This is a genomic window from Enterococcus viikkiensis, assembly GCF_005405345.1.
Taxonomy (GTDB): Bacteria; Bacillota; Bacilli; order Lactobacillales; family Enterococcaceae; genus Enterococcus_A; species Enterococcus_A viikkiensis.
In genome coordinates this window covers 103721-119146 of the sequence record NZ_BJDW01000009.1, presented here as the reverse complement: position 1 = coordinate 119146, position 15426 = coordinate 103721, and the positions used below count along the sequence as shown (strand labels likewise).

Genomic DNA, 15426 nt, shown 5'->3' with positions numbered 1-15426 from the left:
AAAAGCCAAAATCCATAGCACAAGGCCTAGATTCTGACTTTTAGAATCCTACAGTTGTTGATACATTTCTAAATATTGTTGACTTGAACCTTTCCAACTGAAGTCACGAGACATTGCTTCAATCATCAACTTCTGCCAAGTCTTTGGGTGTTCCTGGTACAACTCGATTGCTTGTTTCATCGCATGCATTAAATAGAAAGGCTCAAAAATAGTAAAGCCAAAACCAGTTCCTTCTTCGGTAACAGGATTATATGGCTGGACCGTGTCTCTTAATCCACCTATTTCATGAACAATCGGCAACGTACCATAACGCATTGAGATCATTTGTGAAAGCCCGCAAGGTTCAAAAGCTGACGGCATCAAGAACATGTCCGAACCAGCATAAACTTTCTGTGCCAAAGTCACATCAAAAGCAATCTGAATACTTGTCTTCTCTGGGTATTTGCTACCAAAGTTACGGAACTGAGTTTCAAAGTTAGGATCACCGGTGCCAACCAAAACAACCTGTACATCAAATTGCATCAAATTATCCATTTCCTGTAGTAGCAAATGGAAACCTTTTTGATACGTCAAACGGCTAACGATCCCAATAATCGGAACCTCTGGTCGAACCGGTAAATCTAGCATTTTTTGCAGTTGGACCTTGTTCTCTAATTTTTTAGACAAATGCTTCGCGTCATAATTTGCCGCGAGCGCTTGATCTGTTGCCGGATCAAAGAGCTCATAATCGATTCCATTCAGAATCCCTCGTAATTTACCGCTTTCCATTCGTAAAATGACATCTAAACCGGCACCAAACTCAGGAGTCTTTATTTCTTCAGCATAGGACGGACTTACAGTCGTGACCCGATCCGCGTAGAGAATCCCTGCCTTCATGAAATTAACACAATCGTTGTATCTGACTGTCCCATCATCGTAACGTTCTGCTCCCACGCCGAATAGATCATACAGTATCTCCCGGTCATATTGCCCTTGGAACTCGATATTATGAATGGTTAAAACCGTCCGAATCGAATTGTAGGCTTGAATCCAACCATACTTTTCTTTCAGTAAGAACGGGATAAACGACGTATGGTAATCATTTACGTGTAGGATATCTGGAATAAAATCGATTTTTTCCATCAACTCAATCACTGCCATTTGAAAAAAGGCAAAACGTTCACCGTCATCATAATAGCCATATAGCTCTGGACGATTAAAATAGTAAAGATTGTCTAAGAAATAATACTCAATATCATTTAATTCTAGATATTTTACACCGCAATATTGCTTGCGCCAGCCAACATAAACATCAAAGGAAAATAAATCCTCTAGTTGGTCCTGATACTGCTGTGCCATCTTTGTAAAAAAAGGCAGGACAACTTTCACTTTTGCGCCTTTTTTTTCTAATGCTTTCGGTAAAGCGCCAGCAACATCGCCTAACCCTCCCGTTTTGAAAAAGGGAGCACACTCAGCCGCAACAAATAATACTTTCATACTTACTCGCCCCCATACACATCATTGAGGACATGGGTATTTTTCTTGATAACAACAGGTTTATCTGCTGAACCAATAATTTTCACACCGGGTTCCACCACGACATTTTTATCCAAAATAGCATCTCTAATAAAGGCATTTTCTTTGATGCAGCAGTTGGCCATAATGATGGAGTTTTCAATTTCAGCGTCTTTTTCGATGACGACACTACGAGAGAACAACGAACCATAAGCCTTGCCGTCCACCAAACACCCTGTTGCAAATTGACTATTTTTTACGTCAGAAGTTGGGGAATAATAAGTCGCTACTTCATTTTTTAATTTCGTATAGATTTTTTGTTTTGAATAAAGCAATGACGTGAATTTTTTAGGGTCCAACATCGCCATATTCGCATCATAATAAGATTTAATGTCAAAGATATTACTTAAAAAGCCGGTATATTCATAGGCCGAAGTCTTCACACGACTCATTAACAGCGTTAAGAAATCTAGCAATGCGACGGGGCTACCTACTTTTTGACCTTCTTCTAATGCATGAATCAACCAATCTGTTCGGCAAATAAAAATCTTCATACACAGATTCAACAACTCATCATCCGAACGTTCTTCTAAGAAATTATGATTGCCCTTCACTATTCCATGTTCATCTACTTCTAAAATTTCATCCTGTCGATAGATTTGCTCTCTCGGCATCTTTTTATAGACAACCGTCATCTCGCTGTCATTTTGCTGATGAATTTTTAACACCGCTTCTAAATCAATATTACAGAGCATTCGGTTTCCCATAAAGACAGTGTATTCTGATTTTGACTTGTGCAAATAGTCGATCACCGACTCATAATAGGGACGTCCTTCTGCTTTCTTTTTCAAGAAATCTTGATAGAAATGAATGAAGTAACGGCTGTCAACACTGTCTAAGTGCCATTCACGTCCGCCACCGATATGGTCAAAGACTGATTTTGTCGTTCCTTGATTAAATACCATATAGACGGACTTGACGTTGGCATTGATCGCGTTTGACAAATTAAAATCGATTAAACGATATTTACAATCAAAGGGTAAAGTCGCTAATGGACGTTTTTCAGTTAAGGGTAATAATTCTGGACATTCATAGACATTGCCTAAAATGGCACACATTTTATTCGCTCTCACTTGTCAACACTCCAATCACTTCTGAATAACCTACTACGGCAATTTCTTTTGAACCGTCGATTACTGCATCGTCGCCAATAATCGCATGTTCACCGATAATCGCTTTATTGATCTGAACATTTTTACCCACTGTTGCTCCCGGCATAATGACGCTGTCAACAATTTTCGCGCCTTCTTTGACTTGGACATCATTCGATAAAATACTATGTTCAACAGCCCCTGCTACATAGCAGCCGTCTACCACCAGTGAATCTTTCACCTCAGCTGTTTCGGTAAAGAAATGCGGCGGCGAGACCGTATTCTTAGCAGAAATTCGCCAGCTTTTATCGCGAATATTCAAGTTATGCTTAGGATCAATAAATTCCATGCTAGCTTCCCATAAAGAATCAATTGTTCCAACATCCTTCCAATAGCCAGCAAAGCGATAAGCAAAAACATTTTCACCGCTTTCTAAATAAGCTGGGATCACATGCTTACCAAAGTCCAACATTTGATCATCTTTTTTGTAGCTATTTAACAGCATGCCCCTTAAACGATTCCAGTTAAAAATGTAAATTCCCATTGAAGCAAGATTACTTTTTGGTACTTCTGGCTTTTCTTCAAACTCAATAATTCGATCGTTGTCATCGGTATTCATGATCCCAAAGCGTGAGGCTTCTTCGATTGGGACTTCAATGACTGCTACTGTCAACGAAGCGTCATTGGCCTTATGGTCTTCTAGCATGGCTTCATAATCCATTTTATAAATATGGTCACCAGACAAGACTAAAACATATTCTGGGTCCATTTGATCAATGTAATCCATGTTTTGATAAATCGCGTGGGCTGTCCCTTCAAACCATTTGCTGCCGTCGTTACTGGAATAGGGCTGTAAGATTGTCACGCCTGAATTCAAGCCATCAAACCCCCAGCTAGAACCATTGCCAATATGATTGTTTAAGGCTAACGGCTGGTATTGTGTTACTACACCTACATTGTTAATACCAGAATTAATACAATTACTTAAAGTAAAGTCGATGATTCGGTATCTACCGCCAAAAGGGACGGCTGGTTTGGCAATTTTTTGCGTTAGTTTTCCTAGACGTGAACCTTTTCCGCCGGCTAAAATCATTGCTAATATCTCTGTTTTCATGTGTTTTGATGAGAGCTATACTCTCATCGACCTCCCCTCTATTTCTTACGTGTGTTGATTGACTCTGGTTTTAAAATAAGGGCTCCTAAAGCTGGAACCGTTGTCTTAATAACTTGCTGATACTGCTTGAAATCACCTAGCTCAGTTTGGCAATCTACATTGGCTTTCGTCCATGTTCCGCCAAATTCCTCCATTTCAGTATTCCACACTTCTTTATAAGTTCCTGGATAGGGAACGCCAATTTGAAAATCACGTCGTTCAACAGGTGTCATATTTAAAATCACAATTAGAAAATCTTTTTTTCGTTTCCCCTGACGAATAAAAGACAAGATTGACTCTGCTGTATTATCCGCATCAATAATCTCAATCGTGTCATAGGATTCTTCCAATTCCCACAAAGCAGGCTGATTTTTATAAAAATCATTCAGTGTCGCGGTAAAGTGCTGCATGGATTGATTAAGCGAGTCCCCTAAATCTCCCCACTCTAATCCTTCATCAAATTTCCATTCAAGAAATTGTCCCCATTCGCTTCCCATAAAGAGCAATTTTTTTCCTGGATGCGTCATGAAATACGTGTAAAGATTCCGCAGTTGGGCAAATTGTTTGTACCGATCTCCCCACATTTTATGCATCAAACTCTTTTTGCCGTGGACAACTTCATCATGTGACAATGGTAAAATAAAATTCTCCTGCATCATATACATAAAAGAAAAAGTAATTAGATTGAAATGGTCCTTCCGAAAGATCGGATCCATTTCGTAAAAACGCAGTACATCATTCATCCACCCCATGTTCCATTTAAAGTCAAAACCTAAGGCTCCACTTTCAATCATGCCAGTGATTTGCGTGTCAGAGGAACTTTCTTCCGCAATCATCAAAATATTCGGATGGGCCAATTTAATGACCGCATTCAATTTTTGTAAGAAATAAACCCCTTCGTAATTACGGTTACCACCCTCGTGATTTGGGGTCCAAGGCCCCTCATCGTAGTCTCGATAAATCATACTTGAAACAGCATCAACACGAATTCCGTCAATGTGGAACATCTCGATCCAAAACATCGCACTGGAAATCAAAAAGCTTTGAACTTGTGGCTTGCCTAGATCGAAATTAATCGAACCCCAGCGATTGTTCTTCGCCCGGTCAGGATCCGTATATTCAAACTGCGGTGTCCCATCATAATACGGTAACGTATCATCATTGATGCAATAATGTCCTGGGACCCAATCGACAAAAACACCAATATTATTTAAATGACATTCCTCAACAAAATCTTGAAATTCAGCAGGTGTCCCAAAATAAGAACTCAAAGCAAAATAGCCAATCAACTGGTAACCCCAAGAACGCCCCAATGGATGCTCCATCAACGGCATGAATTCAACATGGGTATAATTCATTTCTACTAAGTAAGGAATCAGTTCATCTTTCAATTCTGCAAAACGATAAGGTGTTCCATCTTCATGATGCTTCCAAGAACTGGCATGCATCTCATAAATGTTCAGCGGCCGCTTAAATGGATTCGAGCGTTTGCTTCGCCCGCGCCATAGTCCATCTTTCCATTTCTTGTCCGGAAAATTGTACAACTCGGCAGCATCACCAGGACGTTTTTCAAAGCGAACGGCAAAAGGATCAATTTTTAAAATCTCACGCCCATCGGCTTGTCTAACCTTAAATTTATACAAATCACCTTCGTTTGCCTCTTCACAATAGATTTGCCAAATACCAGTTTCTGGGTCTTTTTCCATTGCCCAGTCTTGCCAATCATTAAAATCACCTACAAGAAACACCGCTAATGCATTCGGGGCCCAAACTCGGAAAATATACCCGTGCTCTTCACGATGTGCGCCTAATAAATGCTGCAGATAAAAATTTTCACCGGTTAAGAAGGCCTTTTTGTCATTAGCAATCTGCTGCATTTCTAATTTTTCAGTATTTTTCATGAGAACCACCTTTTTGGAAAGAACGTAAAAACGCTTTACTGTTCTATTTAAATATTATTAAATATTCTTATATATATTATATTATAGTAAGAATTAAAATAGAAGATAAAATCCTTATTTTCTTTAAATAGTTTATGTTATCCCCGATAAATAACAATCTCGTTCCAAAATCTATGTATTCTGACAATTATTAAAAATAATTTGTTCGAAGTAGTTCCCTTCTGTTTGCATTTTGACAATATAATCGTTAGGCTAAGAATTAATAAACAAATCAAAACGCTATGGATAAAAAAATCTTGCGGCATAACTAACAAATAAAGCTGCGATAACAACGCTTTTATTTTTGCTAAAGATTTATTTTTTTACAGTTAGGAGTTTTTTTATGATTGATTTAAAAATGTTGGCAATGATATTTTTCATCAACCTCGCCTATGTCACTCTAAATACCCTCCGCTTTATGTTAACCATGAAAGGCTATCGAATCCTAGCTCCACTCATGAGCATGATAGAGATCACCATTTACATTTTAGGTCTTTCGATGGTGCTGGACCGGCTCGATAACCCAATCAATCTACTTACTTATGCTTTAGGTTATGGCGTCGGAGTTAGTGTCGGAATCAAGATCGAAGATGCACTAGCACTAGGCTATACTATGGTGACTGCTATCCTGCCAACCAATACGGATCAAGACCGAAGCTTGCCTCGTATCTTACGAGATCATGGCTACGGGGTTACTCAATCTTACGGCGAAGGACTTTCAGGTGAGCGAGTTGTATTGGAAATCTTGTCACCGAGAAAAAATGAGCGTGCACTTTATGGACTGATTAAAGAAGTAGAAGAACGGGCTTTTATCATTTCCTACGAACCAAAATATATATCTGGCGGGTTTTGGACCAAAAAAATCCGTAAACGACAAAAAAACAACTTGAAGTCTTAACTTCAAGTTGTTTTTTTCCATATAAATTGAATGAGTTTTTCTTCTAATTGACTGCTCTTAGTAATCGCCGAGTGTCCCCCGCTTTTTCCCTTGACTGTCAGTTCTTGATAGCTTTTCGCATGCTTCTGAAACAGCCAACGTAAAGCAAACGCACTGTGAGTAGAGACGGAGCCGTCACTTTCAGTACCATCCTCTAGATCCCCAGCCACATCTAATACTCGAATATCAGGAGGCAGTCGATTCATCGAATGATCAAAATACTGATAAACCGGTGTCTCGCCACTTGGGCCATCTTCTGTCAATTCGTAAGCAAAGATCTCCTCCGTATCTTCCGCAATCTCTAAATCATTAAAAGGCGCTGCGATTGCCACAAAACGATCGGCCTCTGGTGTTTTATTCCCGGCATATTCTAGCAGATAGCGCAAAGTCGAAACCCCTCCCATAGAATGACTGACAAGATTCACATGCCTAATCTTATGCTGATAAAGATAGCGCATCACTGCATCAATCCACTTGCTTTGCGTGATCTCATCCGTCACATCTTTAGCAAACAGGACCATGATCGTTGGATTGTTCTTTTGCTCCGACAACTCCCCTTCAACCGATAGCTTGCCATCCGCTTGAACGACAATAGTCATTTCCCGCTTAGCAATATTGCCTTTTTCCAATCGCCTAAGCATCGGTCCAAGAGAAAAAGAATTCCCTTCGTAGCCGTGAATAAAGACCGTTGGCACATTCGAATAAACAATGTCCTTTTGCTTCGTCAAGGCCCCTGGACTAAAATAGCGAACCTTGGCGTAAAATATTCCACCGAATACTAATAAAAAACTAATGATCAAAATGATCCCTTTGATTATTTTTTGCATCCGCTTATGCCTTCTTTTTCTTGAGATAACTAAAACTTGCCTGCTCACCTAATGCAATTGCCGCTATTTGACGCACTAGAAAAAAGCGCGTTTCCATTTCTAAAGCGTCCAAGTCTAAATTCAAATCAAGCGATGGACTCTGTGAATAGATAGGCAGTTGCAGTTGCCCTTTTTCACTAACGACTTGCGTTTGGATCAGACTGTCTAAAAAGATCGATGAACGTCTCGGTGTTTTATTAGCCATTGCTCGTTCTAAAACAAGCCCGATTTGATCCATAAAAAATTGCGGCTGAACATCACCTAACAGAGTGGACAACTTAGGAAATTCCAACGGTCGCTCGTTATTTGCAAAATAGTTAGGTAGTGTCTCAGGAAGTGCGTCTCCTTGATTGATCGTCACTAACGAGAACTGATCATTTTCCATTCGATTTAACGTAGGTAATGAAAAATCCACCGCCACAACTTCTTCAAGCTCCTCACGCCAATAGTCTTCTGCGATTAGCATTAAAATTTGTTCCGACGAAAATTTTTGTGACACTGTTTGAATGGTCTTCTCAGCTAAAGCTGTCGTTGGGTATCCTGTTATGATTGGCAACGCGAACTGATAGCGTCGCTCATTACGGGAAATAATCTCATGATCAATCAATTGTTCTAAATCCTTATCCAAATGTTTCTGATTTGGAAATTGTTTGCGAATTTCCCGTAAGATTACCGGCTCTTCAACTGTTTCAAAATAAGCAAGTAATTGTTGTATTTCCTGGCGCTTCAACAATCGTTGTAGTTTTCGGTCTTTTGTAATAAGTTTCATACTATCCCCTCTTGCATTTTAATCCCATTTAGAAAAATCCACAAAAAAATGGACTCCTAAAAACGAGTCCATTAAAAAAATCGTCACAATTATTTTTCGAAGGCTTCGGTCAATTGTGGAACGACCTGTTTCTTCCGTGATACAACACCCGGTAATGAGGCGCGATCATTCTTAAGCTCCACGTCAAAGGCTTCGGTAACTTTTTCACGTGGTTCACCAGCAACTAATAATTCAGAATCAGAGTCCAAAATATTCGTTACTAATAATAGGAATAAGTCATACCCATTCGTTACATTTTCAGTCAACATCGCATCCCGCAACGCATCTTGACGAGCAAAAACTTCTTCGATATCCACTGTGTTTACTTGTGCAACACGAACCGTTTTTCCATTCATAGGGAATGTTTTCGCATCGAGATCCAATAACTCAGCTTCTGATTTGTCTCCTAGATTTGTTCCAGCTTTCAATAAGTCTAGGCCATAACTATTCAAGTCAACCCCAGCAAGTTCAGCTAGCGCATTGGCAGCATCAACGTCTTGTGGTGTACAAGTAGGTGATTTGAATAATAACGTATCTGAAACGATAGCAGATAGCATCATACCTGCGATTTCTTTAGGAATCGTCACGTCGTTTTCTTTATAAAGCTTCAAAACGATCGTTGACGTACAGCCAACTGGTTCAGCCCGATAATAAAGTGGATTTGCGGTTTGGAAATTAGCAATTCGATGATGATCGACAACCGCCAAAATATTCAAGTCTTCAATATCAGCCGCACTTTGTTGGAATTCATTATGATCGACTAACATGACATCGCTTGTTTCGCCAGCGATTGTTTCTACCACGCGAGGTGCAGATACGCCAAAATGATCTAAAGCAAATTGGGTTTCTTCATTAGGCGTGCCTAACGCAACTGCTTCAGCATCAACCCCTAATTCCTTTTGTAAATTAGCAAAGGCAATCGCCGCTCCGATTGCATCGGTATCAGGATTTTGATGGCCAAAAATTAAAACTTTTGTCATAGTTGATTCGCTCCTTTAAATAAAGTTCTTCTTTATCATATCAAAAAAAAGGAAAAGAGCAACACAATGCCGCTCTTTTCCTCAAGTTTTAGCGTTTTAAATAGCCTTTGTAATCTTCGGTATGCAATAGTTTTTTTGCATTCTCAACGCGCTCATCAGTCGGTGGTTCAATTCCTTCCAATGGATAGTCAAGATCCATCTCTTCCCACTTGTATTTGCCCATCGTATGATAAGGTAAAATTTCAACTTTATCCACGTTGTTCAATGATTGGATAAATGTATTTAATCGAATTAAAAATTCGTCATAGTCGCTTCTAAAAGGTACCAATACATGGCGAATCCAAACGGGTTTATTGATATCGGATAGGTATTTCGCCATTTCCAAGATATTGCTATTACTTTGTCCAGTCAGTTCTCTGTGTTTTTGGTCATCAATTTGTTTAATATCAAACAAAATCAAATCAGTATATTTCATTAATTCTTCAAATTTTGAAAAAAACGGTTCTTTGTAAGTAAATGGATTTCCGCAACTATCTAACGTTGTATTAATCCCCATTGCTTTAGCTTTTTTGAATAGATCGATTAAGAAATCAATTTGTAATAACGGTTCACCACCGCTAACTGTCAGCCCGCCTTTTTTACCCCAGTAACTCTTGTAATTTATCGCTTCTTTTAAAACGTCATCGGCCGTACGTTTTTTGGCCTTTGGATCATTAATTTTCCAAGTATCAGGATTGTGGCAAAATTGACAACGCATCCGGCAGCCTTGCATGAAAACGATGAAACGGACGCCCGGACCATCAACAGATCCAAAACTTTCGATTGAATGGACATTTCCGACAATAGGTTGTTCAGTCACAGCAGACATAATCAGTCCCCCTAGTTCTATATGTAAATTTTCATGCATAAATTTCGGCAACTTTTACATGAATGTAGGTTATTTTTTATTAAATTATTTTAAAAACTAAGGCGAATAGATCTCCATCCATCCGCCTTAGAAAATAACTATTTATTGTTGCTAAAAATTAGATACTAAGCTTTACAAACCAGTCATTACTATTACATTTTGGCGTGGAATGTACGACTAATAACATCTTCTTGTTGTTCGCGAGTTAAATCGATGAATTTAACAGCATAGCCAGAAACTCGAATAGTGAAGTTCGCATATTCTTCTTTTTCTGGATGTTCCATTGCATCAACTAATTTTTCTTTACCGAAGACGTTCACGTTCAAGTGATGAGCTCCTTGGTTGAAGTAGCCATCTAACACGTTCGTTAAGTTTTCGATACGTTCGTCTTCATCATGACCTAAAGCATCAGGGTTGATACTTTGAGTATTAGAAATACCGTCTAACGCATATTCGTAAGGTAATTTAGTCAATGAATTCAATGAAGCCAACAAACCATTTTGTTCAGCGCCATAAGATGGGTTCGCACCTGGTGATAATGGTTCGCCTGCTTTACGTCCATCAGGCATAGTTCCAGTTGCTTTACCATATACCACGTTTGAAGTGATAGTTAGGATAGATGTTGTTGGTTCTGAATTACGGTAAGTATGATAATGTTCCAATTTTTCCATGAAAGTCTTCAATAACCATACAGCGATATCATCAGCACGTTCATCATCGTTACCATATTTAGGGAATTCGCCTTCGATCTTGAAGTCAGTTACGATACCGTCTTCGTCACGAATTGGGAATACTTTTGCATGTTTGATTGCTGATAATGAATCGACAACGTGAGAGAATCCAGCGATCCCAGTCGCGAATGTCCGTTTCAAATCAGTATCCATCAATGCTAGTTCAGCAGCTTCATAGTAATATTTGTCGTGCATGTAGTGGATGGCATTCAATGTATTTACGTACATACCTGCTAACCATTCTAACATGTCATCATATTTAGCCATTACTGCATCGAAGTCTAACGCATCATCAGAATCGATTGGACGGAAGTCAGGTCCGACTTGAACTTTAGATTTTTCATCAACCCCACCGTTGATTGCATATAACAAAGCTTTCGCTAAGTTTGCACGAGCACCGAAGAATTGCATTTCTTTACCTGTTTGTGTTGCAGACACACAGCAGCAGATCGCATAGTCGTCTAACCATACTGGACGCATAACATCGTCATTTTCGTATTGGATTGATGAAGTATCGATTGAGATTTTCGCTGCATAATCTTTAAATCCTTCTGGTAAACGAGAAGAATATAACACAGTCAAGTTTGGTTCTGGGGAAGGTCCCATGTTTTCTAAGGTGTGTAAGAAACGGAAATCATTCTTAGTAACTAATGTACGTCCGTCCATACCCATACCAGCGATTGAAAGAGTTGCCCATACTGGGTCGCCTGAGAACAATTCATTGTATGAAGGGATACGAGCAAATTTAACCATACGTAATTTCATAACTAAATGGTCAATTAATTCTTGTGCTTCGTCTTCAGTTAATGAACCATTTTCGATATCACGTTGGATATAGATATCTAAGAACGTAGAAACACGTCCGATAGACATAGCGGCACCATTTTGTTCTTTGATAGCTGCTAAGTAACCGAAATAAGTCCATTGTACTGCTTCTTTTGCATTTTCAGCTGGACGAGAAATATCATAACCATACGCAGCAGCCATTTCTTTGATACGTTTTAAGGCATTGTATTGGTTTGTGATTTCTTCACGTAAGCGGAGATCTTCGTCTGTGAATTGTCCATGACCACAGTTTTCATGATCTTTGAATTTTTGTTCCATTAAGTAATCGATACCGTATAATGCGATTCGACGATAGTCACCAACGATCCGGCCACGGCCATAAGTATCAGGAAGACCAGTGATGATCTTGTTCCGACGTGCTGCCCGAATTTCTGGTGTATAAACATCAAATACTGCTTGGTTGTGTGTTTTATGATAATCGTTAAAAATTTCAGTGTATTTAGGATTTGGTGTGTAGCCATAGCTTTCTAAAGCTTCTTCCGCCATACGGATACCGCCATAAGGCATAAACGCACGTTTTAACGGTTTGTCCGTTTGAATACCAACGATTGCTTCTTTGTCTTTCATGCTTTCGTCAATATAGCCAGCACCGTATGCATTAGCTGCAGAAACAATATCTGCTTCCATGTCCAACACGCCACCGTTTTCACGTTCTTGCTTTTGTAATTGTTGTAATTTGCCCCATAGTTCGTTCGTTGCCTCACTTGGATCTGCTAAGAAATCCGAAGCGCCTTCATAAGGTGTGTAGTTTGCTTGGATGAAATCACGAGTATTGATCTCGCCTTTCCATAAATGGCCTTTAAAGCCTTTCCAAGCTGATTTTTCAGTGTTTTTCATCTTTTCTAGTTCATTTGTTGCAGTTCCCATTTAACAAGGACCTCCTTAGAATATAAAACTTAATACTACAGCTTCACGAACACAGTATAACACATTTATGCTATTATGCAAGCCTTTCCTTGTGAAAGATTACTTTGAGCTTTAAAACCCTTTGATACAGCTTACAAAGCCTTGATATTAAAGGATTCTATGCAATCATTAAGACGCATAATTTTTCTTTGAAAAGACATATTTTTTAAATTTTGTGATATAAAAAACGGCATCTGTATTAACACAGATGCCGTTTATATCGTTAATCTTATAAAACAGAATTATGATTCTTCCATCAATTCTTGTGGGTTCAGAACCGAAGTAAGCTCCCCTTCTGTTTTTTCATCAATTGCGAAAGTCCCGTTGGAAATGCGATCACTGATTGCTACTTTAGCAATTTCAATTTCTTTAGTAATCCCTTTTTCGGTCGTCAAAAGAAGTTTTCCTTCTGTTTCAGTTGTTAAGTAAACCAAGCGATGTGGATTTTTCTTCAATTCGCGGAAGATCATCAAGCCACGTTTTGCTCGACCTAGCTGTGGCAGTTCTTGTGCCAACATTCGCTTAGCCGCTCCTCGTTGACTTAATAACAGAATTGGGGAGTCTCCTTCAGAAGGAACCAGCGCACCAGCAACAACAGAATCCCCGTCTTTCAAATTGATTGCTTTAACACCCGCTGCTTTCGCACCAACTACCGGTACTTCTTCTAGTGGATAACGCAATCCAAAAGCACGATGAGAGGCAATGAAAACATCGACATTCCGCACTTCACTCGTCAAGTACGCCGAGACGATTTGATCGGTCTCGTTTTTCATCTTCATCGCACTAGTTGGACGGCTACGATACGTCCGCCAAGGTGAAAACTCAGTCATTCGTGTTTGTTTGATCATTCCTTCCTTACTAATGAAAAGGAAAATTTTATTGGCATCAATTTCTTTGTATGGAAAGGCCGCAATGATCTCTTCACTCATGGACAGGTTGGTGATTGTTTGGGAGATATGTTCACCGACATCCTTCCATTTCAATTCAGCGATTTCATGAACGGGACGATAGATCATATTTCCATGATTCGTTAAGATCAATAAATGATCCAGCGTATTCAATTTATCAATAAAAATAATCGAATCGCCATCTTTCATCCCATGTTCATCCGGCCGTGAAGCATTATACGAGCGAACACTGCTACGTTTCAAGTAACCTTCTTTGGTCAAGGTTACGATCACATCTTCTTGAGCAATCAATACTTCGGTTTCGATCTTGATTTCAGAAATTTCATCCTCAATTTTCGTCATCCGATCGTTGCCGTAATTCTTCTTAATTTGACGAAGCTCTTGCTTCATAACTTTGTATAATTCTTTTTCGCTATCTAGAATCAAGTGCAACTCCTTGATCTCAGCAGCTAGTTCCGCAGCTTCTTCTTCAAGTTGCGTAATATCTGTGTTCGTCAAGCGGTACAACTGCAAAGTAACGATAGCTTCAGCTTGTTCTTCAGAAAAATCGTAACGCGCTACTAAATTCGCTTTCGCATCTTTTTTATCCTTACTTCCACGGATCGTGGCAATCACTTCGTCTAGGATCGACAAAGCTTTCTTCAAGCCTTCAACGATGTGCTGACGCTTTTGAGCTTTTGCTAGTTCATATTGACTCCGTTTAGTGATGACTACTTTGCGGTGAGCAACATAGCTTTCTAAAATAGGCTTCAAACCAACTTGCTGAGGCGTCATATTATCGATGGCCACCATATTGAAGTTATAGTTGATCTGCAAATCAGTATTCTTGAATAAATAATTCAAGATTCCTTCTGCATTGGCATCTTTTTTCAATTCCACCACAACTTGTAATCCGGTACGGTCAGATTCATCGCGGACTTCAGCGATACCGTCGATTTTTTTGTTCAAACGGATTTCATCCATTTTCTTTACTAAAACAGCCTTATTGACTTCATAAGGAATCTCATGAATCACGATTTGCTGTTTACCGCCTTTTAATGGTTCAATCGAAGTTTTTGAGCGTAGAATAACTTTTCCTTTACCGGTTTCGTAAGCCTTTTTGATCTCAGCTTTTCCTTGTAGGATACCACCGGTTGGAAAATCAGGCCCTGGGATATACTCCATAATTTTTTCCAAAGAAGCCATTGGATGATCGATTAAATAGATCGTACCATCAATCACTTCGGATAAATTATGCGTCGGAATCTCCGTTGCATACCCAGCTGAGATACCGGTTGAACCGTTGACTAAAAGGTTCGGATAAGCCGCCGGTAAAACAGTTGGTTCTTTTTCAGTATCGTCAAAGTTCCAGACAAGATCAACCGTATCTTTTTCGATATCTTTCAGCATCTCGCCGCTTAATTGTGACAAGCGGGCTTCGGTATAACGCATTGCTGCTGGCGGATCACCATCCATCGAACCATTGTTTCCGTGCATTTCGATCAAGACTTGACGTAACTTCCAGTCTTGACTCATCCGTACCATTGCTTCGTAGATCGAGCTGTCTCCGTGAGGATGGTAATTCCCCATGATGTTTCCGACTGATTTTGCCGATTTACGGAAGCCTTTGTCATAGGTATTGCCATCTTTATTCATAGCGTACAAAATCCGCCGCTGAACAGGCTTCAGGCCATCACGAATATCTGGCAAGGCCCGTTCTTGAATAATATATTTTGAATAGCGGCCAAAGCGGTCACCCATTACTTCTTCTAGCGTTAACTCTTGGATTGAATGTTTTGCATCCATTGTGTGACCACCTC

General features: G+C 39.5%; 11 protein-coding genes. 1 reads left to right on the top strand and 10 read right to left on the bottom strand.

Annotated features, from left to right (window positions below; all coding sequences use genetic code 11):
- Window positions 1-48 precede the first annotated feature (48 nt).
- Genes glgA through glgB form a run of 4 tightly spaced genes read right to left on the bottom strand, consistent with a single transcriptional unit; the run spans window position 49 to window position 5699 of the window.
- Window positions 49-1476: a glycogen synthase GlgA gene (glgA, locus tag FFM67_RS06495; protein WP_137613764.1), complete on the bottom strand. Its 1428-nt coding sequence runs from the start codon at window positions 1474-1476 to the stop codon at window positions 49-51.
- A 2-nt stretch (window positions 1477-1478) separates the two neighbouring features.
- Window positions 1479-2627 (bottom strand): glucose-1-phosphate adenylyltransferase subunit GlgD, encoded by a 1149-nt coding sequence (glgD, locus tag FFM67_RS06490; RefSeq protein ID WP_137613763.1) that lies wholly within the window; start codon window positions 2625-2627, stop codon window positions 1479-1481.
- On the bottom strand, window positions 2614-3759 hold the full coding sequence (locus tag FFM67_RS06485; RefSeq protein WP_137613762.1) for a glucose-1-phosphate adenylyltransferase: 1146 nt from the start codon (window positions 3757-3759) through the stop codon (window positions 2614-2616). Before FFM67_RS06485 ends, glgD begins: the two co-directional genes overlap by 14 nt.
- Before the next feature lie 38 nt (window positions 3760-3797).
- Window positions 3798-5699, bottom strand: a complete 1902-nt coding sequence (glgB, locus tag FFM67_RS06480) for a 1,4-alpha-glucan branching protein GlgB (protein WP_137613761.1) — start codon at window positions 5697-5699, stop codon at window positions 3798-3800.
- Window positions 5700-6081: 382 nt separating this feature from the next.
- Between glgB and FFM67_RS06475 the strand changes: the two genes are divergently transcribed.
- Window positions 6082-6636 carry a DUF2179 domain-containing protein gene (locus tag FFM67_RS06475; protein ID WP_137613760.1) on the top strand — a complete coding sequence of 185 codons (555 nt, stop codon included), beginning with the start codon at window positions 6082-6084 and terminating at the stop codon, window positions 6634-6636.
- Between the two features lie 2 nt (window positions 6637-6638).
- Here the strand turns inward: FFM67_RS06475 and FFM67_RS06470 are convergent, their stop codons facing one another.
- The 6 genes from FFM67_RS06470 to parC form a co-directional block, all read right to left on the bottom strand.
- The gene (locus tag FFM67_RS06470) at window positions 6639-7502 is read right to left on the bottom strand and encodes an alpha/beta hydrolase (protein WP_137613759.1); all 864 of its coding nucleotides are present in this window, start codon (window positions 7500-7502) and stop codon (window positions 6639-6641) included.
- 4 nt (window positions 7503-7506) lie between these two features.
- Complete coding sequence (locus FFM67_RS06465; protein ID WP_137613758.1) at window positions 7507-8310, bottom strand: DUF1803 domain-containing protein; 804 nt, start codon at window positions 8308-8310, stop codon at window positions 7507-7509.
- 89 nt (window positions 8311-8399) lie between these two features.
- Complete coding sequence (locus tag FFM67_RS06460; protein ID WP_137613757.1) at window positions 8400-9329, bottom strand: manganese-dependent inorganic pyrophosphatase; 930 nt, start codon at window positions 9327-9329, stop codon at window positions 8400-8402.
- Window positions 9330-9417: 88 nt separating this feature from the next.
- Window positions 9418-10197, bottom strand: a complete 780-nt coding sequence (pflA, locus tag FFM67_RS06455) for a pyruvate formate-lyase-activating protein (protein ID WP_137613756.1) — start codon at window positions 10195-10197, stop codon at window positions 9418-9420.
- A gap of 191 nt (window positions 10198-10388) precedes the next feature.
- Window positions 10389-12680 (bottom strand): formate C-acetyltransferase, encoded by a 2292-nt coding sequence (gene pflB, locus FFM67_RS06450; RefSeq protein ID WP_137613755.1) that lies wholly within the window; start codon window positions 12678-12680, stop codon window positions 10389-10391.
- A gap of 281 nt (window positions 12681-12961) precedes the next feature.
- Window positions 12962-15412 (bottom strand): DNA topoisomerase IV subunit A, encoded by a 2451-nt coding sequence (parC, locus tag FFM67_RS06445; RefSeq protein WP_137613754.1) that lies wholly within the window; start codon window positions 15410-15412, stop codon window positions 12962-12964.
- Between the last annotated feature and the right edge of the window lie 14 nt (window positions 15413-15426).

What these genes read in the sequence shown, in the direction of transcription:
- glgA (WP_137613764.1), bottom strand. Translation starts at nt 1,476, where the DNA reads ATGAAAGTATTATTTGTTGCGGCTGAGTGTGCTCCCTTTTTCAAAACG.
- FFM67_RS06485 (WP_137613762.1), bottom strand. Translation starts at nt 3,759, where the DNA reads ATGAAAACAGAGATATTAGCAATGATTTTAGCCGGCGGAAAAGGTTCA.
- glgB (WP_137613761.1), bottom strand. Translation starts at nt 5,699, where the DNA reads ATGAAAAATACTGAAAAATTAGAAATGCAGCAGATTGCTAATGACAAA.
- FFM67_RS06475 (WP_137613760.1), top strand. Translation starts at nt 6,082, where the DNA reads ATGATTGATTTAAAAATGTTGGCAATGATATTTTTCATCAACCTCGCC.
- FFM67_RS06470 (WP_137613759.1), bottom strand. Translation starts at nt 7,502, where the DNA reads ATGCAAAAAATAATCAAAGGGATCATTTTGATCATTAGTTTTTTATTA.
- FFM67_RS06465 (WP_137613758.1), bottom strand. Translation starts at nt 8,310, where the DNA reads ATGAAACTTATTACAAAAGACCGAAAACTACAACGATTGTTGAAGCGC.
- FFM67_RS06460 (WP_137613757.1), bottom strand. Translation starts at nt 9,329, where the DNA reads ATGACAAAAGTTTTAATTTTTGGCCATCAAAATCCTGATACCGATGCA.
- pflA (WP_137613756.1), bottom strand. Translation starts at nt 10,197, where the DNA reads ATGTCTGCTGTGACTGAACAACCTATTGTCGGAAATGTCCATTCAATC.
- pflB (WP_137613755.1), bottom strand. Translation starts at nt 12,680, where the DNA reads ATGGGAACTGCAACAAATGAACTAGAAAAGATGAAAAACACTGAAAAA.
- parC (WP_137613754.1), bottom strand. Translation starts at nt 15,412, where the DNA reads ATGGATGCAAAACATTCAATCCAAGAGTTAACGCTAGAAGAAGTAATG.